Genomic DNA, 21,800 nt, shown 5'->3' with positions numbered 1-21,800 from the left:
GGAGGAAAAGCGCACCTTTCCCCCACCCTTTTGCATTATCTAGGGCGCAATTGGGAGAGAATGATCCCATTCGATGGTGAAACCCATGGTGATCCTTGCGCATAAGGATTTGCGGCATTCGGCCAACCGACAAAATTCTTGGTGCTGTATTCGTTCCAACCAACTCCGTATACGAGCGGAATATACGGAAGTGATTTCACCATCGCATCTTCTAGGACGTACACATCTTGTTGTTGTTTTTTCACATTGCTTGTGTGTTCATAGTTATAGAGCGCTTTCGTGGTTACAGCATTATTCCAGTGATCCCAATTGCCAGATCCATTCGGCTGGAAAAGACTTTGATACATGTAAAACGGTGTTGGTCCGGAACCGCTCCAACTCATGCCCAGTTGAAAATGACCTGTCGACAGATTTTGATAGTACGCTCCAAAAGCAAGTTGTTGTACTTGCACTTTAATGCCGATACTGGATAATTCACTCGCAACAATCGAACAGTCAGCATCCCAATCTGTCCAGCCACTGACGACATCCAAGGTAAATGAAAGTGGTTGACCGTTCTTGGACACAAAAACACCTTGAGCATTCTTCTTGAACCCTGCTTGCTCTAAAATTTTAATGGCTCTTGCTGGATTGTACTGAAACTGTGTAGGCAGCTTTGGATCTGTCCACGCTTTGGCTGCAGGTGGCAGGGCATATCCTGTAGGAGTCGCGGGTGGTTCATACCCGTATTCCCCGAGTTGGGAAACCTTTTGTCGATTGATTGCCAAGCTGATCGCTTCACGCACAGGCAACTGCTTCAACAGGGGGTTTTGTAAATTTGTGTAAATCATATTCGCTCCCCCAAAATCGGAGAACCAATATTGATTGTAAGGGCTTCTGTTTGAATACACCTGGTCAATATGTGGAATGAACAATCCAGTCCAATCAATTTTTCCTTGAACCAAGGCAAGCGTCGTACTCTCATTTCCAGAATAGGCTGGGAAATCGACTCGTTTTACTTTAGGTGCGCCATTCCAATACACGGGGTTTGCCATAAACTGATACATTTCCGGAGTGAACGACACTAAAATGTAGGGTCCCGTTCCCATTGGGTGAAGATTCAATGACTTGGTTGGATCAGACACGTTTTTCCAAACGCGTTGCGGAACAATGTAGGTAGTTCCTAGGATGTAGTATGCATAGGCTGAATTCGGGGTTTGAAATGTAAACTGAACTTGAAATGGACCTTTGGCTCTAACCCCGGAAATGACTTTCCATATTTGACTTCCATCCAATTGCGGGAACTTCTTCAATAAATCAAACGAAAACACAACATCCGTTGACGTCATGGGCGTTCCATTGGACCACTTCACATTATGCTTAAGATTAACGGTCAGAACTTTAGCGTGATCAGACCAAACAAAAGACTGTCCTAGCAAAGGTACGGTTTGGCCAGATGGATTAAAATAAAAGAGAGGCTGATAGATCAATCCAAGTGTGCCTTGGAGTGCACTTGTAGAGAAGGGACTAAAATTTTCCTGAAACTGACCGCCTTGGCCTGGTACCATGATCAAAGGTGGTTGCTGGTTGCTTGAGGAGGCAGCCAGTGAATCTTGTGCGACACCCATCATTGAAAGCGTTAACAACGCTGCCACACTGTACACCCATCTTTTCTTGAGCACGTTACTTCCCCCTTTTATTTTTTAAACAAAATCTCCAGTCCAAACTGAACGTTTCAAGGATCACACACGTTCACATACGCCCCACCTCCTAAATTGTCTAAAATCTAAACGATTCGATAAAAGATCAAAAAGATGTGACGTTTTTCATGAATCTGCTCCACATCCAATTCACATGTGATTTCGACTTGATCTTCCGCATTATTTTGGAATAGGGTTGCACCGATCGCCGATACAGTCCATCCCGGAGAGATACAGACCCTTTCTCGCTTATTTGTTGCCCTAAATCCAATCCTCACGACTTGATCGTCGATTTGTTTTTGAAAGATTTCCATCGTGCTATAGCGCAGCGTCATACCTCCCACTTGAAGCATGAGCGGCAACAAAAGCCCACTACGCGCAGGTACATTTATGAAAGCTTGATCAAACAGGACTTCGGCACCCGTCTTTACTTGAGTCGATGCAAGTTCTTCGTCCAAATTCAGCAGGGACAGAAACGATCCATGAGCACCTCGCCTTATCGTCGCGTGAATGCGTGGATGGGTGCGATACACGGATGCATGAATCCCCATACGATCGGCGACGCTTTGAATGACATCCATTTGATACTGATACTCATGAAGCATTCCCACACCTAAAAGCATAAGATTGCCACGCTTGATTTTTTTGTAAAACGCAGCACATACTCGCGGATCGTCCGCGGATGTCGCAATGATTTCATGATCAGGGACTCCGTAAATCTTGAGATGCATCCGGCAAAATGTCGACGGGTAATTTCGGAAATCGACGAGCTGATACCCATGCTCCGGATCTCCCAATTCTACTTGAACTGCATCTGCAAGAATTCGACAAGGACGTCCGTTTAGGTCATGCTCAGGCAGATATGGTGTAAGGCAAAGTTTTCCGCCGGATTCTACATAATCTAATAATTTTTGTTGAACTTCCGCATCCATCCGAGGTGTCGTTCCAACCCACAACGAGGGATAGTCTTTGGGATCCAACACCTTCTCTCCCAGCAAATCCACAGCGTCATATGAAAGATTTGCCGCCGCTAATAATCTCCACACGCCATCAAACACAAAATTCTCCCGGATGGACGTAACTTCTTGAATCATGGACTGCACCGCTTTAGAGGATGGCCAATTCGTTTCAGTCATGTAGTACGGCGAATAAAATCCGATATGTGTGTCAACATCTATTTTTGACAAAACCAATTTTTCCTGGACACTAGAAATCATTTGGCCAATCTCTTTGGCCATCATGTACCCCGCTCTTTGTGATCCATCCGACGCGATGGGCGCCTGCCATTCATGGCGAGTGCCAAACAATCCAATGTTTTCAGGGTTATCTCCAGCACAAAACATGTAATAATTCAACGCGTTCATTCCGTGACTGATACACAACCTTGTTAGAAGATTCATATCGGATGCAGAAACGGTGGGACGATCCGAAAGCCTGCCCGACTGAAATTCAGCCGAAAAAATCGGTTGCTCTTTTGAACTGATACACGCAGTCAATACCGTACTTAAAATAACATCGTGGAAATTATCGTACGTAATGTGTCCTGGATAGAAATCTCCCGCAATACAGCAATCATGACGAAGCGCGGCAGTCCTCAACTGACTGATACCGATCGGATAGTCTGTTCCCCGACTGTAAATCGACAAATCCTTGAATCCATGTACGTTAATCACCGTCAGTGCACTTATTTGATGCTCTCGAACACGTTCTTCTAGACGTGATACATATTCCGAATACTCATACCTACAAAACTCTGACCATATAAAATGACTCCACAGATTTTTCTCATCTTCGTTTAGCTGATCAAAAGATGATGACACTCGATCTTCTCGCTCATCATCTGTCACCATGTGCTTTTGTGATGCGTGGCTCCCTTTTGCAAAATCGTGAAATCGTTGCATTGTAAGGGGATGGAAATCTGCAGAATTTGTAACCCATTGAAGCATACCAATCTCATTGTCTAATTGAATCATCACAACAGGGCCAGCGCGGTCCTCCATAAATGGCCGGAGAATCGTCAGCACTTCGTCATACCAATTCATCGCCAATTGTAAATAGAGCGGATGAAGATATGAAACAAGTCGAGCAGGATGTAGATTGCCCGATTCCGTGCGAGCAATCACTTCAGAATAGTTATTGATCAGCCATTCTGGTATCCCTTCTCTTTTAAGTTCTGACATCACATAAGGCCCCGGTCTCACCATGACTTTGAATCCGATTTCATCACAAAGTTTCAAAAAACCGAGCAGATTACGTCTAGGGTGCGATGTTCCTGTAAAGTCAAACTCCCCTTGTATGGGCTCATGCCATAACCACGGAATATAGGTACTTACAAGATTACACCCTGCCTCTTTGATTTGAAGTAGTCGATCCCGCCACTCCTCCGGATCCAACCGAAAATAGTGACACTCTGCGCCAAAAAGAAAGGTCGGTGTTCCATTCATATAAAATGCGCCATTTTTGATCGTAAGCATTCTATACCCCTCTCAACCACTCATAAAATACCGTTTCACCTCAAGCGATTAGGTAGAATCTCGAATCATCAGTTGAGTAGATAGAACAACTGGCTCAATATTTGACTCCCCATTCAACACTCGAAATAAAATCTGTGTTGCGACAATTCCCAACTCATACATTGGCTGATGGATAGAAGTGAGTTTAGGTACTGTGTACTGACTAAGCCTAATGTCGTCAAATCCAACCAACGCAATATCTTGCGGAATTTTTAGGCCTTTTTCCGAAAACGCTCTCAAAAGACCGATCGCCATTTCATCGTTTGCCGCAAAAATGGCATCTGGCAAGTATTGCGAACCACTTAGTGACAGCCCTAAAGCGTAGCCACTTTTCTCAGTAAAATCACCCGCATAAACAAATCTCGCATCCACGCTCCTTCCGTGATCCACCAATGCCTTTTGATAACCTTTATAGCGCAACAGATTATCAAGCGAACGCTGTGGACCTCCGACAAAGGCAATTCGCTGATGACCTCTTTCAATGAGATGCGCGACTGCCGCGTAAGCTCCCCCTTCATGGTCTGAAGTTACTCTATACACATAGGGTAAATTGATCTCCCGATCTAAAAGCACAATTGGAAGATTTGGAGAAGCTACCTTTCGAATAAATGATTCTTCGATATAAGGATCGAGAATGATTGCGCCATCCACCCGATTTTCAAGAAGCAATCTCTTTAAAGCAATACCCTTCCCGCCGACAGAACACGAAATGATTGGGCTATAGTCATAAGCCAACGCAACATCCTGTACTCCCGACACTAACTCTGAATAAAAAGGCCCCCCTAAATCATGCAGTAAAACAGCCATGGTCTGTGTACTCTTCATTTTAAGATCACGGGCAATGCCATTGGGACGATACCCCAGCCGATCAACAGCCTCAAAGATTTTTTTCTTTGTCGCTTCCTTAACCCTTGGGTCATGTTTCAGGGCGATGGAGACTGTGGATACAGATACGCCAGCCGCAGTTGCTACATCTTTAATAGTCGCCATTTACAAACTCCTTACTACGAATCCCGTAATCGAATCGTTTCGATTACGGGATTATAATAAGTGTGAAAGTAGTCTATTGTCAAGCAACAATTTCTGATTTCTATTTCTCACAAGAATGGAGAGCGCCAATCGCTCTCCATTCTCATCTAACTATTTGTAAGCCAAGCAGAAATTTTGCCGAGCTCTCCTGAGGCAAGCAAGATTCCCATGGCAACCATGATCATACCGCCGATCTGGCTGATCCGCAGACTGTAGCGCGTAAGCCAACGTACGGAGCCAAGCGTCGCGGCCATGGCGAGAAATGGAATGGCAAAACCTAACGCGTACGCGAGCATAAGCCACCCACCTGCAATGCCGCTGGTTGCCGTCATCGTAAGCACAGAGGCGAGAATTGGTCCAACGCACGGTGTCCAACCCGCAGAAAAAGCGAGCCCCACGAGAAATGCGCCAAACGGCCCCGTGGGCTTTATCGGCAGATGCCAGTGTTTTTCAAACGCAAGCTGCGAGATGCGATAGGAAAAAAGCAGCCACAGCCCCATAAGTGCAATCAGGATACCCCCGTACATGCTGATCAGATTGCGGTATTGGGAAAACAGGCTGCCTAGAAGCGAGGCTGAAGCGCCTAGAGCAACAAAGATCATGGAGAATCCTAGAACAAAAAATAAGGTGTGCGTGAGTGCGCGGCGACGCACACCGGCTTGTTCAGCTCTCTGTCCCGGCAAAAATGAAACACCTGTCAGATAGGAGAGAAAAGACGGATATAAGGGCAAACTGCAAGGTGATGCGAAGGAGACAAGCCCTGCAATGAATGCGAGCCAAAGACTTGGTGAATTCATGCGATCATCCCTTTTCAAGCTGACTCAAAAGAGAGTCAAGCGTCCCCTCTGAGATTCGCCCTGTCACGCGATCGACGATGACCCCTTTTTGATTCACAAAGAATGTCGTGGGAATCGAGACAATGCGATAGGCGCTTGCCGCCTTTGCCTGTACATCTGCCAAAACGGTGTACGGAATATGATAGTGCTTGATAAAACCAAGCGCTGCCGGCGGAGAATCGGCCGAGGTCATATTGACGCCGATAAACTCAATTTTTCCTTTGTACTTTTCTGCCGCCTTGACAAAACCGGGAGCTTCCGCGTTGCATGGAGGGCACCACGACGCCCAGAAGTTGAGCACATACAATTTTCCCGAGAGGGACTGCCAAGAGAACGGTTTGTTTGTGGTTAGCGTATTGAGTGTGAGCGAAGGTGCCGTATACCCCTTTTCAGGGCTGACCGCAGGCCCAGAACGGTAGAGGATTCCTGCTATGATGGCGCCTGCCAGGACAAGGAAAAGTCCATACGTTGAAAATCTACGTTTCATCAGTACGCCTGCCTTTTTCGCATCTTATCATTCATCTCCGCGAGCTTATCAAGAGACTGGCGCATACGCGCTCCAAACCAAGAGAGCTCGCCATCAATCAGTTGCACATCACAGTCTGGAAAAGCCGCCTTGTAGGCTGCGATGTGTCGCTCCTTGAATGGATAAGGCTCTGAACTCAAGAATACCACGTCGGGTATATTTTTGCGAATTGTTTCCAGACTTGTAACTGGATAATGTTCTAAAGAATCCGCTAAAACATTCTGCCATCCGGCCGTTTGGAGAAGTGAATCGATAAACGTGTCGCCTCCGACTGCCATGGTCGGCGACTCCCAGATCAGGTACGCATAACGCAACACGACAGGGGTCAGCCGTAAAAGTCGCTCGCGAATCTCCTCCACGAGTTTCGCAGCCTCATCTTGGCGGCCACACATCGCGCCGATCTGTTCAATCATCCTCAATGCATCACGCGGCGTCCGCACGTCAAAAACATACACGGGATATTTCGTCTCAAGCGATGCGATGATCTCCTGCGTATTCTCTTCTTTTACTGCGAGAATCAAGTCAGGCCGAAGCGCTTCGATGCGCGCGTCATCCACTTTTTTGGTGCCCCCGACGTTCTGCGCACGTTTTACCTCTTCGGAAGGATGAATACAAAACCGGGTTCGTCCGACGACCTCGTCGCGCAGATTCAGCGCAAAAAGTGTTTCCGTGACAGACGGACAGAGCGATACCACCCGCGTTGCAGTGCGCTTGAGTTTTACCTTGCGGTTTACATCATCAATCCACTCCATCTCCCCGCCCCTCTCCGCAATAATACCCGTGCTCAGTCCCCTAAATTAAAGATTGAGAGATTTGGATCTTCTTCGCGATATGGAAAATTGAAGATTCGCGCATAAAAATACAGTTCGGCGGCAAGGGAGTGTGTGATATTTTCTGCGCGAATAAACCCATGCCCTTCCCCTTCGTAAAGGACATAGGCAACTGGAATTCCATTTTTCTTAAGTGCATCCACCATGCGCTCCGCTTGATTTACAGGCACAACCTTGTCCGCCGTTCCTTGAAAAAAGATCGTGGGCGCGCTTAAGCGCTCGGCAAAGTGAATCGGCGAGCGCGCTTCGTACACAGCTTTCATTTCAGGATAAGGCCCCATCAGGCGGTCCATGTAGCGCGACTCAAACTTGTGCGTCTCCTGCGCGAGCGCCTCTGCGTCGCTGATTCCATAGAAACTCGCGCCTGCGCGAAACACATCGTGAAACGTCAGTGTGCAGAGTGTCGTGTATCCTCCTGCACTTCCTCCGCGAATGATCAGGCGATCGCCATCCACCAGTCCTCGCTCCACGAGCGCGCGCGCGCCATAGACACAGTCTTCGACGTCGGCGATCCCCCACACACCAAGCAAGGCGTCGCGATAGGCGCGCCCGTACCCTGTGCTTCCCCGGTAGTTCACATCGAGCACCGCAAACCCGCGGTTAGTGAAAAACTGGATCGCAAGTTTGAATTTGGGTGTGGCGGCGCTGGTCGGACCGCCGTGACTGATGACCAAAAGCGGCGGCCGCTTTGCATCTGGTCCCTCATACTCCGCATTGGTCGGAGGGTAAAAGAAGGCGTGCGCCAACTGTCCGTTTGCTGTTGGGTAGGAGATCGCTTCGGGAACGGAAAGATGTTCTTTTGCAAAGGGAAGCGGTGGCGGCGCGACGAGGGTTGTGCAGGATGAGGTATCAAGAGAAAAGTGTACCAGCGCGGTCGGTTGCCGTGTAGAGCCGCCGAGAAAAACAGCGTGTCGCTCACTCGCCGCTACATCTGAGATCACATCGTAAGGCACGTCGTGCGTCGTCAGTATAAGCGTCCTTAGATCAAGCGTCGCGAGATAAGAGCGATTCGCGCGAGAGTATGTACATAGCAGCGTATCACGCCCGAGAAATCCGTAGGTAGACATCCCGAACACCCACTGCGGTAAACCAAACTCTGCCTCCATCGGCGCAAGCGCCACAACCGCATCACCTTCCATGCGGTAGAGATTCCACCAATTCGATCGATCCGAGACAAAGTAAAGTGCGCCATCCGGGCTGAACTCAGGTTGAAAGATGGACTCGCCTGCGCCGCCCGCCAGGACGCGTGACGCGACAATCCTTCCCGCTTCATCAAAATCCGCACAGGTGAGTGTCGTCTCATCCCACGGCATCATCGGGTGATTCCACGAGAGATACGCCAGTTTTTTTCCATCGGGGGAGATGCGCGGCGAGGAATAGAAATCCGCTCCTGAAACGAGCGTCTCAGGCAATCCGCGTGTGTCACCGCAAAGCGGGATGCTGACCAAGGAACTGACTGCCTCTCCGTCGCCGCGATGATCCTCCATCACAGCGATGATGCGCGAGCGCGTGTCATCCACGCGCAGATCGGCAAAATAAACGTCAAACTCGCGCGTCAGCGGCGTGGGCGACGCGCCTTTTCGCAATTCATAGATGCGATTGTCCCTGCCATGTGAAAAGTAGACGCCATCGCGGCCTACCGCATAGGCACCTCCTCCGTATTCGTGTGCGTGGGTGCGCACGGTAAACGGATCGCCCGTGACATCCACGCATCGCCCAGCGTGATCGACGCGAACGATCACAGTGCGCCCCTCATCTTCTGGGCGCGTTTCAAGAAAATAGATCTCCTCACCGCAAATCACTGGCTGATCATACGAACGCGCACCCTTTACAAAGAGTGAAGTGTGGATCGGAGAAGGAAACGATCCATAGGGAACAGTTTTTTTCATGCGTATTACTCCTTTGTGAGAACGGTGGCCTTCTCGACATGTTTTTTATAGGACCACAACACACCGCTTTTTAACAGACGCGGAATTTTTCCTGACAGATCGACACCTTTGACCTGGCCAAACCCCATCTCTTTTCCTAAGGATCCGAGTTGTCCTTTATTCTGATACTCACGCTGTTTTGGCTGTTCATTCTGAAGGAGAGCGAGAATGGTTTGCGCCGCGTATTCACCGTGGAACTCCGCAAGTTGCGCAGATGGGGGATGGACCGAAGCGGCACTGTCACCGATGACAAACACGTCAGGATCATCTGGAAGCTGTTGCCATTCATTCACCACAGCCCGTCCGATCGAATCATAAGAACAGCGCAGTGTGCGAACAAGCGGACTTGCCTGAATCCCCGCTGTCCACACGAGTTGATCAAATGAAATCTCCCCGTGTTGATGCACAATGTGGCCTGCCTCGATCCGATCCGTCTGTATTCCGTGAAGAATTGTCACGTCGTGATCGGTGAGCCACGACTCGACATAATCCTGCAGTTTCGGAGAGAAGCCCTTTAACACCTTGTCATTTCGGTCCACAATGGTCACATTCAGGTCGGGCCGCGACTCGCGCAGTTCTGCCGCCAGCTCAATGCCTGTCAGTCCGGCGCCGATCAATACGACAGAGCGATACGCATCCAACGTCAAAATGGCATGCCCAGTCATTTGGGCGCGTTTTAAACTCTGCAGGCTATTCGCAAACGTCTCTGCCCCCGGGATGCCGTGAAAGCGGTCCACGCACCCAAGCGCCACGACGAGCGTGTCATACGTCACGTCGCCCTGTTCGCGGCAGGCGACGATCTTTTGCTCCTGGTCAATCGCCAGTACTTCATCAAAAATGCATGTCAGCTTGGGGTGTGTGGGAAAGGGCATCGTGACATCTTTTAAAGACGTCGTGCCTGCCGTGATACTGTAAAACTCTGTCTTCAGCGGGCTTTTGGGAAGGCGGTCGATCAGCGTGACTTCCACATGGTCAGGGAGGCGCGCAAGCAGTGTCCGCATAAAATACATGCCGCCATAGCCGCCGCCAAGAAGAACAATTCGATGGGTGTTCATTCCGAGTCCTCCAATGAATAAAAAACATCGCTGAACCCATGCACAGCGATCCTGAAAATCCTTCACACCAATGGTAACACACGCAAACCACGCATTCCATAAACCTTCACAGAAGCTTTGATTCGAATCACGAAATTTATTATGATCGTTTCATATAGACGAATCGACGAAACGAGAGACGATTCTGCGCCTGTATGGATTGAAATGGACGAGGTGATCGATATCAACTGGAAGAGAACGCTCGTCATTCTTTGGGTTTCAAACTTTGCGGTGACTGCCGGAATGAGCCTGATCCTCCCTTTTCTGCCCCTGTACATCGAGACGCTCGGCGTGCATCAACCGCAGGCGCTCGACCGCTGGAGCGGCTCTATTTTCGCCATCCAGTTTGTAACCTCTGTCATCTTTCAGCCGATCTGGGGGGCGATGGCCGATCGTTTTGGGCGCAAGCCAATGCTTCTGCGCGCCGGGATTGGCATGGGAGTGATCACAACGCTCATGGGGTTTGTGACATCCCCGTTTCAACTCCTCGGATTGCGTCTCATTAACGGCGTATTTTCAGGATTCATCTCAATGTCCGTCTCGCTCCAGGCATCAACGACCCCCACCGAGCACTCCGGACGCGCGCTTGGCACACTGCAAACCGGCGCGATTGCAGGCTCTCTGCTTGGCCCGCTCGTCGGCGGCTTTTTGTCTGAGACGCTGGGGTTCAAAGGTGTCTTTTACCTTACCGGTGCGCTGCTGATTCTCGCAAGCCTGATCGTTTTCGTGTTTGTTCACGAACCTAAGCGCACAGAAAGACCAAAGTCCCAGTCCAATCGCACGAGGCTCCACGCACTTCGTCCACTTCTCCCCGTATTCATTGCATCCATCACGATCCAGGCAGGCATGATGACGATTGAGCCGATTGTCACCTTATATGCCAAAACCATCTATACTGGTCCTCACCTCGCCGTGATGGCGGGCCTTGTCGTCGCGACAAGCGGTTTCGCAAACCTGATCGGCGCCCCCACCCTCGGACGTCTGAGTGATCGCATCGGGCAGCGGCGCGTCTTGATCATCGCGCTCATCATGGCCATGATAACTTACATTCCACAGGCGATCGCGACCAACATGACCGTTCTTCTCATCGGGCGCGCGCTGCTCGGGCTGTTTATTGGCGGAATGATTCCTTCCCTCAACGTCCTGGTCAAAAAGAAGGCTCCAGCAAACTTGCAGGCTGTCGCTTTTGGGATCAACTCGTCATCCGTCTTTCTCGGCAATCTGATCGGCCCACTTCTTGGAAGCAACGTAGCGGCGCTCTACTCCATACGCTCTGTTTTTTATGTCACCATGGGCATGCTCCTTTTGAACGCCATTTATCTCTATCTGCAGCGCGATCTCGATCAATCTCCACAAGAGGATCTGCACACAAAAGAACTGCCGACAAACTAGTCGGCAGTTCTTTTGTGTACGTTTCTTGACCTCAACCCAGGCAGCGTCAAGATGCAGTCGAGTTAAACGCCATGATCCAGATCGATCCCGCCACGATCGTAAATGCGACGAAGAGTCCAAAAGCCAGCGCCCCAATATTCGAGCGCGTCCCCGTCTTCTCCGTCAAATGCATGAAGAGAAAGAGCTGGACGAACAACTGAAACACCGCTAAAACGACGATCGCAGTAATCAATTCTCCGAGCGGCAACGCATGCGTCAACACAATGTGCAAAGAGGCGAACGTCAATGCGAGCGACAAGACGAGGCCAATGATATCCTTCCACGGAAATCCTTCGCGATGTGTGCTGACTGCTGTGTGTTCGTGTCCATCATGATGCGATGTGTCCATCGATTACACCACCTTACCCGTCAGGTAGACGACCGTAAAGATAAAGATCCACACCACGTCGAGAAAGTGCCAGTAGAGGCTTACGACGAATGCCTTGCGCGCCGTAATCGGCGTGATTCCTTTGCGGATGATCTGAATGAGAATGGATAACATCCAGAAGAATCCGAGCGTCACGTGCGCACCGTGCGTTCCGACCAGCGTAAAGAACCCGGAGAGAAACGCGCTGCGCGAGATGGTCGCGCCGATCGAGACGTAGTGGACAAACTCCGAGATCTCCATGCCGACAAACCCGGCGCCAAGCCCCATCGTGATAATCCACCACACGATCATCTGGTTCTTCTGGTTGTTGCGCATCGCGTGAATCGCGAGCCCGGATGTGAAGCTGCTGACAAGCAGCAGCATCGTCTCTGTCATAAAGCCGTTTACGTCATACAGTTGCTGCGATGTCGGTCCGCCCGCCGTGTTGCCGTGCAGCACGATATACGTTGCGAACAGACAGGAAAAAAGGACAAATTCCGCGCCGAGAAAGACCCAGAAGCCAAGAATCTTGAGCTTGTTCTCTTCGGTTGAATACTCAAGCGGTCCACTCGTGTCAATCGCGTGTTCATGGTCGTCTGAAGGGATTGAATAGGCCATCTGATTACCTCCCTGCCGCGGCTTCAACCCGTTTTACTTCATCAACCGGGATGTAGTGATCGGTGTTGTAGTCAAACGAACGCAGGAACAAGAACGTGATGATCCCGAGCGCACCGACAATCGCTGAGAGCCACCAGTTAAAGACGAGTCCAAATCCTGCAACGAAAAAGGAAAGTCCGATCAAAAACGGCCAACCAGAGTTGTTCGGCATGTGAATCGGCTTGAAGGTGGCGTGATCCGGACGAACGACGCCGCGTTTCTTCTCTTCCCACCACTCATCCACAGAGGTGACGTGCGGCAACACAGAAAAATTGTACTCTGCCGCGGGAGATGTGGTCGACCATTCAAGCGTGCGTCCATCCCAGATATCTCCCGTCACATCCCGTTCGCCAAACTTGATGCTCCTCACAATATTGACCGCCATGATCATCATCGATGCACCCTGTCCAAACGCGCCGATCGTCTCAATCAAATTGAGCGCCGTCCAGCCAAGTCCTGCCGGATAGGTGTACATCCTGCGCGTCATGCCCATGAGTCCCACAATGTACATTGGAAAGAAGGTCATGTTGAAAAAGAGAACGAATGTGCCGACATGCCAGCGCCCCAAACGCTCATTCAGTTTGTGGCCAAACATTTTCGGCCACCAGTAGTAGATCCCCGCAAACGCGCCAAAGACTGTCCCACCGATCAGCACGTAGTGAAAGTGGCTGACCAAAAAGTAACTGTTGTGATACTGATAGTCAGCCGGTGCAACGGCGAGCATCACGCCTGTCATCCCACCGACGACAAATGTCGGGATGAACGCGAGCGCCCAGAGCATCGGCGTCGTAAAGCGAATCCGTCCGCGATACATCGTAAAAAGCCAGTTGAAGATTTTCACACCCGTCGGGATGGCAATCAGCATCGTCGATACGCCAAAGAACGAGTTGACAGCGGCCCCTGCGCCCATCGTGAAGAAATGGTGCACCCAGACCGTAAAGCTGAGCGCCGCGATCGTGGCGAGTGAAACCACCATCGCACTGTAACCAAAAATCTTTTTGCCAGAAAACGTGCTGATCACATCCGAAAGGATACCAAACGCTGGCAAGATGACGATATACACTTCCGGGTGACCCCAAATCCAGAACAGATTGACCCACATCATCGGCATTCCGCCTGCGGCAATCGTGAAAAAGTGTGCGCCCATCAAACGGTCAATCGTCAAAAGCGCGAGCGCCACGGTCAGCACAGGAAACGCAAAGATGATAATAATGGAAGTGATCAGTGTCGCCCACGTAAACTGCGGCATTTTCATGAGCGTCATGCCAGGCGCGCGCATCTTGAGAATGGTGACGAGAAAGTTGACGCCTGTGGCGATCGTCCCGATTCCGGCGAGTTGAAGTCCAAGCAGGTAATAGTTCTCACCAGGTCCTGGATCAAACTGCAGCTCTGAAAGCGGCGCATAACTGGTCCACCCCGCGTCGGGTGATCCGCCAAAGACAAAAGAGATGTTAAACAGCATTGCGCCAAAGAAAAATGTCCAAAAGCTGATCGCATTCAAATAGGGAAACGCGACGTCGCGCGCGCCGATTTGAAGCGGTACCGCCACGTTGATAAGCCCGATCAGCATGGGCATCGCCATGAACAGGATCATGATGGTGCCATGCGTCGTAAAGATCTCATCATAGTGTTGCGCGCTCAAAAAATGCAGATTTGGGAGCGCGAGTTGCGTGCGCATTAAAAGACCGTCGGTCCCGCCGCGAAAGAACATGGCAAACGCCGCAAGAATGTACATGATACCAATGCGTTTGTGATCAACCGTGGTGATCCAGTTGTCCCAAAGCCACTTCCACTTCTTAAAGTACGTAAGCACAAAGATGATGAGCGCCGTCGCACCGACGATGGAAACGTCCGCACCGTAAATCAGGTAATTGTGCGGAAACATCGACATAAACGTGCTGAAGTTATAAAAATACTTTGGAAGCATCGCAATCCCTCCTTACATTCCAGACATACCTGCCGTGCCCGTCGTTTTTGTCGACGGATACGATGAAAACGTGAGCTTTGGCGACAAACCGTGGGTGTAAAGGATCTGATTATTTTCCGCGTTTGATAACGCAGGAGCTGTCTTTTTAACCGCAGAAACCCATGTGTTAAACTGCGGAATGGATAGAGCCTTTACAGTGAAAGACATGTGTTCAAAACCAACGCCAGAAAAATTCGCGCTTCTCCCCAGGTAAATACCAGGATGATCCGCCTGAAGCCAAAGACCGAGCGTCACGTTTGGCATGTTGAACTCCATCCCGCCAAGCGACGGAATCCAGAATGTGTTCATCGGACCGACGGACGTCAGGTTAAACTGCACTGGCTCATTGGCAGGGATAACCAAGTAGTTCACTGTTTCCAGGCCGCTTTTCGGGTACTGGAAGATCCACTTCCACGCCGCGCTGGTTACGTCGATGACAAGAGGATCGGTTTTTGCCGTCTTTGGCGGCGCCTGCAAAGCGTATGTTGTGCGCACCGTGGGCACCGCGATCAGCAAAACGATGATGACCGGAATCAGCGTCCAGATAAACTCCAGTTTACGGCTGCCTTCCATATCGGGTTCATAAGGCGCTTTATTGTTTGGCGTATTTCGATAGCGGTAAATAAACACGCCAAACAGAATGAAAACGACAATCGCAACAAACAACATCAAAAAGAATGACCATTCAATAAGTCCGAACTCTTGCTGTGCAACGGGTCCTTGCGGCTGCAAAACGGGAATCTGCGTGCTGCATCCCGTCAATAATAAAGAAGCCATGACCACCCAGCTGAATCGACGAAGGATTTTCCTGTTCCTTGCCACATAAACTCCTCCTCTCTTGCTTGATAAAACAAGTGATCCACCTCTACTGCGCGCTGAAGCAAGCCCTCCACTCCAGCGCTAAGCAGCACTTCGCTCCATACACTATCACGTTTTACACCCTTCACGTTGCGTTTCAAACGCGATGTCCTTCGATTCTCGACATTCCGTTACAATTCGTTCATAAACTTGCAAGATCCATTCTGACGATCGTCACATCATCCATTTGACATGATCGCGTCATCCATTCAGACCCCTCAAAAATGACTAAAAAGGCCCTGCGCGCTACGCAGGGCCTTCTCACTCAGCGGATGAATCACCCGATGATCACTTATTTTGCGAATACAAAGTTGCCGATTGAAGCAAGATACGGTTGTTGCCGCACCCAACTGGAGGCGGGTGTCTGCGCTGGATTGTAAAACACGAGCGCCCCGGGAACCAAATCTTGATGGTTCTGCAGGACATCGAGTGCCGCCGTGACACTTGTCGCGTCAGGCGCCTGATAAATCGTGCCTTGAGGCACGCATGTGAATTGATAGTGCCCATTGATCACTTGAAAAACGACACCCTGCACCGTCGTGGGTCCATTCGGTTGTTCCATGCGATGGAGAACAACGTCACCCACTGCGATTTGCGCAGCGAGAGGCTCCCCTTGCGCTTCTGCGTGAATCACACGCTCCATCCAGTACAGGTCGGATGCGGTGTAACCACTTTGCGCTCCACTTGTTGCACTGCTCGCCGTGGTCGTCGCTGAGGACGCGGTTGCCGGAGTTGTCTGCTGCGCGGCGACATGCGCTCCTGCGGGAAGTGCGAGCGTGCTGCCGATCAGCAGATTGTTCGCCTGTACGTTAGGATTCGCCGCGATAAGCGCTGACAACGACACGTGGTGCGCGTTTGCGATCGTCCAAAAGGTATCCCCAGGTTGTACCGTGTACGTATTGTAAGAGGAAGAGGGTGCGCCCTGCGGAAGCTGTAACACTGTTCCGATGAGCAGATTGGCTGGATTGACGGACGGGTTCGCTTGCTCGAGGCCCGCGAGAGGCACATGTTGTTGCTGCGAGATTGACCAGAGCGATTGGCCTGATTGAACCGTAACCGTTGCGGCGAATGCGGGCGCCAGGCTGGATGCTCCAAGCGCGATCGTAGCGAGCGTTGAAAATGCCCATAATTTCTTATTCATTATAAAACCTCCCTTTCGCTTCCGAGGTTAGTTGACGGGTTCGGGTCGAGAGCAACCCTACGCCTGAAGGCGATTCACCCCATGTCCTTGCGGACACAGATCCCCCGTACTGCACGAGTGCAGATTCAGCGTGTTGTCCTACGCGTGTGTTGATTCAGCGTGTTGTCCTACGCGTGTGTTGATTCAGCGTGTTGTCCTACGCGTGTGCAGACTAATTTCGAACATGAGCGTCATTATACGTGGACAACGCAAAAGTTTGTACCCTCAAATTGTGGATTTACTGGTATAAAGTGAAATAGGCCGTGCGCCTCTGCGCACAGCCACGTGTACATCTTGATTGGATCAATCTTCTTTAATTCTTTAGAGAACAAGCGAGCCAGGCCCCACAAGCGCGAGACCGAGCGAAATCGCGATAAGCGCGACATTGTACTCAATACCGTTTTGCGTCACCCAGTAGCCATTTTTGCCGTGAACCGTAACGATGGCGATAAGCATGGTCAGAATGATCAAAGCCGCACCGACAGGAAACCAGATCCCAGAAGCAAAAAGCAATCCGCCCGCCAGTTCGGCGAGGCCCGCAAGAAGTGCCATAAGGTATCCCGGTTTCAGGCCGATGGACTCCAACCAACCGCCCGTCCCTTTGAGTCCGTACCCGCCAAACCAACCGAACAATTTTTGTGTGGCGTGCCCGGCAAAGGTGAGTCCAATGACAAGACGAATGATAAGCAGACCTGTGTTCAATTTCGCTTCCCCCTTAATATCATCTAACCTTTTACAAGTTACTGATCACAGGTTTACTTTACTACAATCGCTTACTTATTGTCAACAACATTATTTTTATAAGTTATGTAGAATGTGCACCGGCAAGAAAAGCTCCACAATCGCGCCGCCCGTCGGCGCATTCCTCGCGGCAATCGTTCCGCCGCACGCCTCGACAAGCGTCTTTACGATATAGAGCCCGAGTCCTCGATGATGCTCCCCCTCCGTCCGCGAAGGGTCACTCTGATAAAACTTGCGAAATACCTTATTCTCATCCCCTGCCATAAAGCCGCGGCCAGAATCCTGCACGCGCACAGACAAGCCATCCTCACGCTGCTCAACGCTCAAGCTAATCTGACCACGACGCGGCGTGAAGCGCAGCGCATTCGCGATCAGATTATCCAAAATCTGCGCGAATCGATCCGGATCCAGCATAACCAACTCAGCGCCACCCACCGCGTCCGTATCATCCTGCGCATCCGCATAGCTCAGATCCACACGGATCGCCTCTGCCGCCGCCCACGTTTGATACTCTTCAATCTTCGCGCCAAGAAGCTCACGCAGCGCAACGAGTCGCGGCCGAATCGCAAACTGCCCACGCTCAAGCTCCGCCACCGTGTGCAGATCACTCATCAAATGCGTCACGCGATCGACATTGCGTAAAATCGTCTCTGCGTAGCGCGCCGCAGTTGACGATCGTCCCTCCATCTCACCCAGCAATTCTGCGTGACCGCGGATCATCGTGAGCGGCGTGCGCACATCGTGCGAAATTGCCGCCAAGAGTTCCCGCCGCTCCTCTTCGAGCGACCACTGGCGCAACAGCGCTTCTTTGAGATCCTGACGCATCTTTTCAAACGCATAAAGCAAATCACCCAACTCATTGTCGCTCTTCTCCTCGACGACAAAATCGAGATCGCGCGCTTGAATCTTTTGAATCGCCTTCATAAGCGTCTGCACGGGTCGATTGACCTTTCGACTCAACCTGCGTGAAAAGAGGTACGTAAAGAGTCCAATGAAGAAAAAGGGTGTCATGAGTGTCCCAATGACGAGTGGAGTTCGGGAAAATTCCGCGCTTCCCTGAAAAGGATGGAACGAAAAGGCGTAATACACCGCGCCGACAAGCGTTCCGTTTGCCCCGAGCACAGGCATGAGCCTTGTCACAGTTCCGCCGATCAGCCCACGCACAGGTTGCACATTCTCGATGTTCAAGTGACGCGCGACGCTTTGGGCAGAGTCATACAACCTGCGCGTCTCACTGCCATAAAGCGGCATTCCATCAGGACGCATCACTTCATAGACGCCAAGCGTTTGCGGAAATGTCTTAGTCAGGCTCGTCTCCATACGACGATTCAAAACAGCAGCGCCCTGCGCGCGAACGAGCGCCTCCAGTTTTGCACCTTTTTGCATCACACGTTGTTGTCCCGCGAATACCCCCAAATGGGCTGCGAGGATATACGTAACGAGGGTGGCCGCGAAACTGCACACGCCGATCAGAATCACACTCAGGATCATCTGCTTTCGGATCGAGTGACGAATCCTCCGTTTTCCCTCTCCCACTTGTACCCCACACCCCACACTGTGCTGATATACGAGCGCTCCGTATCAAAGACGGCGAGTTTTGCGCGTATCTTTTTAATGTGTTCCGTCACCGTCGCTACATCCCCTTGCGCGTCCATCCCCCACACCGCGTCATAAATCTGTTCTCTTGAGAGCACCTGCCCTTGGTGTGACACGAGAAACATGAGGATCGCAAACTCACGCTGAGTAAACGGAATTGGCTCCCCTCTCACGGCGACGGCGCCTCCCTGCACATCAATCGACAGTGCCCCGATGTGCATCAAACGCGGACCGTCATCCGCACGCGCGCGCGTCTCTCGGCGCAAATGTGCGTGCACGCGCGCCCGCAGTTCCTTGACGCTAAACGGTTTGACGAGGTAATCGTCGCCCCCGACGATAAGTCCACGCACACGATCCACTTCCTGATCGCGCGCGCTTAGAAACAGGATCGGACAGTTGACCATTCGCCTCAGTTGTTCACACACTTCAAAGCCATCCATCCTTGGCATCATCACGTCGAGCACGATCAAATCCGGCTGCGGACCCGTCTTGACACGAGCGATCGCTTCGTCGCCGCAATGCGCCGTTTCCACCTGATACCCGACGCGTTCCAGGACTTCCTTTAGAAACATGCAAATCTCCGGTTCATCGTCCACGACAAGAATATATTCCTGCATCCGATTCCCCCAGTCCACCGCCTTCAGGGATTACGTGAGCGACACGTCACGCTTTTTAAAAAGATACCACGAGAGTGCGTTTAACACGACAAAGTAAAGGGCGAGCATGGTGATCGAGAATCCAAGCGTCATGCCTGATAGAACAGGTGTGCCGAACTGATACTGTGAGAGATCGGTGTTCGCAAACAGGATGTAGCGATCCCACGAATACGAACTCAGCACAAACACCAGCGTATTTCCGATGAAGAGCGACAAGATGGAGATGGCGATCGCCACGGCGCTGCTGCGAAAAATGGTCGAGATCATAAACGCGATTGTGGCAATCATGATCATGGTGATGCTGTTATACCCGTAGTTGATGAACAGATAAGCGACCATGTTGACCTGTTTTATCGCACCGCTTGCCGCTTGGTACAAATAGGGTTGGTCAACACCGCCAAAGCCAAAGAGAAGCCCTCCGACGGCGAGCGATGCAACCATAGTAACCGCGATTAAAAATACGGAGAAAAGCAGCGTGGCAATATACTTCGAGAGAAGGATCCGCCCGCGACTCTGCGGTCGCGTCAAGAGCAGCTTGATCGTCCCTGTCGAGAACTCTCCCGCCACGATATCCCCCGCCACAATGGCGACAAAAACGGAAATGAGAACGCCGGTCGCACGCTGTTCAATCGTCGTCGCAAAGCCCCAGGCCGTCGTTGCGCTCGGCGCAATATTGTGCGCAATCGCATACTCATTCTTCTTGAGTGTCAATTCAAGCGTGCTCTTGACACGCGCAGGCACATTTGGGCTCGTCACAGCGCTTTGCAGCGATTGGTCACTGACGGCAAGAGACGCCTTCCAGTTTGCAGGGATCGGCGCCTCGTGCGTTTTCATGAGCGTCCCCGTCAGAATGACGATGCCAACCATGATGATCACAAAAATCCATGAGCGCAGTCGTCGATAAATTTTCATATTCTCATTCTGAATCAGATTAAGCAATGACTCCATCTCCCGTCATCTGCAAGAAGGTATCTTCGAGCGTCTTGCCCTGTGTCTGCACGCCATACAGAGGAATTTTCCCGAGCACAAGTGTCTCGATTATCTGCGGAATCTGGTCACGCGTGAGCATTATCCTCACGGTTTTTGGACCTTCCACCTCCATCGCAAATGCATCCCCGAGATGCTCGCGCAAATAGGAGAGCGCAGCGCCTGGGTCTGCGACGTCAAAGACCGTCGCCTGCGCCTCGTTGCCAATCGCCATCAATTCCTGCACGCGCTCCACATGGATCAGCTTCCCTTGCGCGATTACCGCCACGCGGTCGCACATCAGTTCCATCTCCGAGAGCAAGTGGCTTGACACAATCACACTCATGCCTTCTTCGCACGCGAGACGGCGCAGCATATCACGAAGCTCACGGATGCCGGCTGGGTCAAGACCGTTTGTCGGTTCGTCGAGAATGAGCACGGCCGGACGATGCAGCAGAGCCTGAGCAAGACCCAGACGCTGGCGCATTCCGAGCGAATAGGTCTTTACCTTCTCGTGAATCCGCTTTTGCAGACCCACCATCTCGACGACCTCATTGATGCGCGCGCGCGACGTTCCCGGCGTCATGCGAGCCATGTGCAAAAGGTTCTGATACCCTGTCAGAAACTTGTACAATTCCGGGTTTTCGACGATACACCCGATTTGCGAGAGCGCCGCGCGATGTTCACGCACCACGTCGTGCCCTTTGATGAGCACCTTGCCTTGCGTCATTGAGATCAATCCAACCATCATGCGGATCGTCGTCGTCTTTCCCGCGCCATTGGGCCCCAAAAATCCGAACACTTCCCCTGCCGGTATGTCTAACGATAGGTTGTCCACCAGCGTCTTTGCACCGATGCGTTTGGTCACATTCTGAAGTGTGACGGCTGCCTGCTCTGCCATGTGCGTCCTCCACTCGATCCTTTTGCTGTTTTCACACGCTCACAGT

The 21,800-nt window shown here is 51.2% G+C and carries 19 protein-coding genes and 1 riboswitch; of the genes, 1 reads left to right on the top strand and 18 read right to left on the bottom strand.

The window, feature by feature from the left end:
- Positions 1-35 precede the first annotated feature (35 nt).
- The 8 genes from ATW55_RS07995 to ATW55_RS07960 form a co-directional block, all read right to left on the bottom strand.
- Positions 36-1,661, bottom strand: a complete 1,626-nt coding sequence (locus ATW55_RS07995; protein WP_201024952.1) for an ABC transporter substrate-binding protein — start codon at positions 1,659-1,661, stop codon at positions 36-38.
- 104 nt (positions 1,662-1,765) lie between these two features.
- Entirely contained in the window at positions 1,766-4,153 is a 2,388-nt protein-coding gene (locus tag ATW55_RS07990; protein WP_067715287.1) for a beta-galactosidase, read from the bottom strand.
- 48 nt (positions 4,154-4,201) lie between these two features.
- Positions 4,202-5,182, bottom strand: a complete 981-nt coding sequence (locus ATW55_RS07985; RefSeq protein WP_067715283.1) for a LacI family DNA-binding transcriptional regulator — start codon at positions 5,180-5,182, stop codon at positions 4,202-4,204.
- Between the two features lie 146 nt (positions 5,183-5,328).
- Positions 5,329-6,018, bottom strand: a complete 690-nt coding sequence (locus ATW55_RS07980) for a cytochrome c biogenesis CcdA family protein (protein WP_067715280.1) — start codon at positions 6,016-6,018, stop codon at positions 5,329-5,331.
- 4 nt (positions 6,019-6,022) lie between these two features.
- Positions 6,023-6,544 carry a TlpA family protein disulfide reductase gene (locus ATW55_RS07975; protein ID WP_067715277.1) on the bottom strand — a complete coding sequence of 174 codons (522 nt, stop codon included), beginning with the start codon at positions 6,542-6,544 and terminating at the stop codon, positions 6,023-6,025.
- A complete protein-coding gene (locus ATW55_RS07970; RefSeq protein WP_067715275.1) occupies positions 6,544-7,335 on the bottom strand; it encodes a helical backbone metal receptor in 792 nt (263 codons plus the stop codon). The genes ATW55_RS07975 and ATW55_RS07970 overlap by 1 nt, the downstream gene beginning before the upstream one ends.
- A gap of 32 nt (positions 7,336-7,367) precedes the next feature.
- Positions 7,368-9,302, bottom strand: a complete 1,935-nt coding sequence (locus ATW55_RS07965) for a S9 family peptidase (RefSeq protein ID WP_067715273.1) — start codon at positions 9,300-9,302, stop codon at positions 7,368-7,370.
- A 5-nt stretch (positions 9,303-9,307) separates the two neighbouring features.
- Complete coding sequence (locus tag ATW55_RS07960) at positions 9,308-10,396, bottom strand: NAD(P)/FAD-dependent oxidoreductase (RefSeq protein ID WP_067715271.1); 1,089 nt, start codon at positions 10,394-10,396, stop codon at positions 9,308-9,310.
- A gap of 141 nt (positions 10,397-10,537) precedes the next feature.
- Here ATW55_RS07960 and ATW55_RS07955 point away from each other — a divergent pair, with 141 nt between their 5' ends.
- Positions 10,538-11,827 (top strand): MFS transporter, encoded by a 1,290-nt coding sequence (locus ATW55_RS07955; protein WP_235587056.1) that lies wholly within the window; start codon positions 10,538-10,540, stop codon positions 11,825-11,827.
- Between the two features lie 46 nt (positions 11,828-11,873).
- Here the strand turns inward: ATW55_RS07955 and qoxD are convergent, their stop codons facing one another.
- The 10 genes from qoxD to ATW55_RS07905 form a co-directional block, all read right to left on the bottom strand.
- Positions 11,874-12,215 carry a cytochrome aa3 quinol oxidase subunit IV gene (gene qoxD, locus ATW55_RS07950; RefSeq protein WP_067715269.1) on the bottom strand — a complete coding sequence of 114 codons (342 nt, stop codon included), beginning with the start codon at positions 12,213-12,215 and terminating at the stop codon, positions 11,874-11,876.
- Between the two features lie 3 nt (positions 12,216-12,218).
- On the bottom strand, positions 12,219-12,851 hold the full coding sequence (qoxC, locus tag ATW55_RS07945) for a cytochrome aa3 quinol oxidase subunit III (protein WP_067566727.1): 633 nt from the start codon (positions 12,849-12,851) through the stop codon (positions 12,219-12,221).
- Between the two features lie 4 nt (positions 12,852-12,855).
- Positions 12,856-14,781, bottom strand: coding sequence for a cbb3-type cytochrome c oxidase subunit I (locus tag ATW55_RS07940; protein ID WP_067715494.1), 1,926 nt, complete (start codon positions 14,779-14,781; stop codon positions 12,856-12,858).
- A 48-nt stretch (positions 14,782-14,829) separates the two neighbouring features.
- Complete coding sequence (locus tag ATW55_RS07935; RefSeq protein ID WP_067715267.1) at positions 14,830-15,678, bottom strand: cytochrome c oxidase subunit II; 849 nt, start codon at positions 15,676-15,678, stop codon at positions 14,830-14,832.
- Positions 15,679-16,006: 328 nt separating this feature from the next.
- Entirely contained in the window at positions 16,007-16,855 is an 849-nt protein-coding gene (locus ATW55_RS07930; RefSeq protein ID WP_067715264.1) for a LysM peptidoglycan-binding domain-containing protein, read from the bottom strand.
- A gap of 3 nt (positions 16,856-16,858) precedes the next feature.
- A riboswitch (cyclic di-AMP (ydaO/yuaA leader) is annotated at positions 16,859-16,996 on the bottom strand.
- A 219-nt stretch (positions 16,997-17,215) separates the two neighbouring features.
- Positions 17,216-17,596 (bottom strand): DoxX family protein, encoded by a 381-nt coding sequence (locus ATW55_RS07925; protein ID WP_067715261.1) that lies wholly within the window; start codon positions 17,594-17,596, stop codon positions 17,216-17,218.
- A gap of 96 nt (positions 17,597-17,692) precedes the next feature.
- Complete coding sequence (locus tag ATW55_RS07920; protein ID WP_153005065.1) at positions 17,693-19,171, bottom strand: HAMP domain-containing sensor histidine kinase; 1,479 nt, start codon at positions 19,169-19,171, stop codon at positions 17,693-17,695.
- Positions 19,123-19,848, bottom strand: coding sequence for a response regulator transcription factor (locus tag ATW55_RS07915; protein ID WP_067715255.1), 726 nt, complete (start codon positions 19,846-19,848; stop codon positions 19,123-19,125). The genes ATW55_RS07920 and ATW55_RS07915 overlap by 49 nt, the downstream gene beginning before the upstream one ends.
- Positions 19,849-19,878: 30 nt before the next feature.
- Complete coding sequence (locus ATW55_RS07910) at positions 19,879-20,826, bottom strand: ABC transporter permease (protein WP_067715251.1); 948 nt, start codon at positions 20,824-20,826, stop codon at positions 19,879-19,881.
- The gene (locus ATW55_RS07905) at positions 20,819-21,754 is read right to left on the bottom strand and encodes an ABC transporter ATP-binding protein (RefSeq protein WP_067715247.1); all 936 of its coding nucleotides are present in this window, start codon (positions 21,752-21,754) and stop codon (positions 20,819-20,821) included. Before ATW55_RS07905 ends, ATW55_RS07910 begins: the two co-directional genes overlap by 8 nt.
- Positions 21,755-21,800 lie beyond the last annotated feature (46 nt).

This window comes from Ferroacidibacillus organovorans (assembly GCF_001516615.1).
Classification (GTDB): Bacteria; Bacillota; Bacilli; order Alicyclobacillales; family SLC66; genus Ferroacidibacillus; species Ferroacidibacillus ferrooxidans_B.
Note: the sequence above shows the minus strand (reverse complement) of the source record. Positions and strands in the feature narration are given on the sequence as shown.

Bases quoted from the DNA above. Each gene is read 5' to 3' on its own strand.
- qoxC (WP_067566727.1), bottom strand. From the start codon at position 12,851: ATGGCCTATTCAATCCCTTCAGACGACCATGAACACGCGATTGACACG.
- ATW55_RS07960 (WP_067715271.1), bottom strand. From the start codon at position 10,396: ATGAACACCCATCGAATTGTTCTTCTTGGCGGCGGCTATGGCGGCATG.
- ATW55_RS07915 (WP_067715255.1), bottom strand. From the start codon at position 19,848: ATGCAGGAATATATTCTTGTCGTGGACGATGAACCGGAGATTTGCATG.
- ATW55_RS07970 (WP_067715275.1), bottom strand. From the start codon at position 7,335: ATGGAGTGGATTGATGATGTAAACCGCAAGGTAAAACTCAAGCGCACT.
- ATW55_RS07980 (WP_067715280.1), bottom strand. From the start codon at position 6,018: ATGAATTCACCAAGTCTTTGGCTCGCATTCATTGCAGGGCTTGTCTCC.
- ATW55_RS07975 (WP_067715277.1), bottom strand. From the start codon at position 6,544: ATGAAACGTAGATTTTCAACGTATGGACTTTTCCTTGTCCTGGCAGGC.
- ATW55_RS07955 (WP_235587056.1), top strand. From the start codon at position 10,538: ATGATCGTTTCATATAGACGAATCGACGAAACGAGAGACGATTCTGCG.
- ATW55_RS07985 (WP_067715283.1), bottom strand. From the start codon at position 5,182: ATGGCGACTATTAAAGATGTAGCAACTGCGGCTGGCGTATCTGTATCC.
- ATW55_RS07965 (WP_067715273.1), bottom strand. From the start codon at position 9,302: ATGAAAAAAACTGTTCCCTATGGATCGTTTCCTTCTCCGATCCACACT.
- ATW55_RS07905 (WP_067715247.1), bottom strand. From the start codon at position 21,754: ATGGCAGAGCAGGCAGCCGTCACACTTCAGAATGTGACCAAACGCATC.
- ATW55_RS07930 (WP_067715264.1), bottom strand. From the start codon at position 16,855: ATGAATAAGAAATTATGGGCATTTTCAACGCTCGCTACGATCGCGCTT.
- qoxD (WP_067715269.1), bottom strand. From the start codon at position 12,215: ATGGACACATCGCATCATGATGGACACGAACACACAGCAGTCAGCACA.
- ATW55_RS07990 (WP_067715287.1), bottom strand. From the start codon at position 4,153: ATGCTTACGATCAAAAATGGCGCATTTTATATGAATGGAACACCGACC.
- ATW55_RS07940 (WP_067715494.1), bottom strand. From the start codon at position 14,781: ATGTCGATGTTTCCGCACAATTACCTGATTTACGGTGCGGACGTTTCC.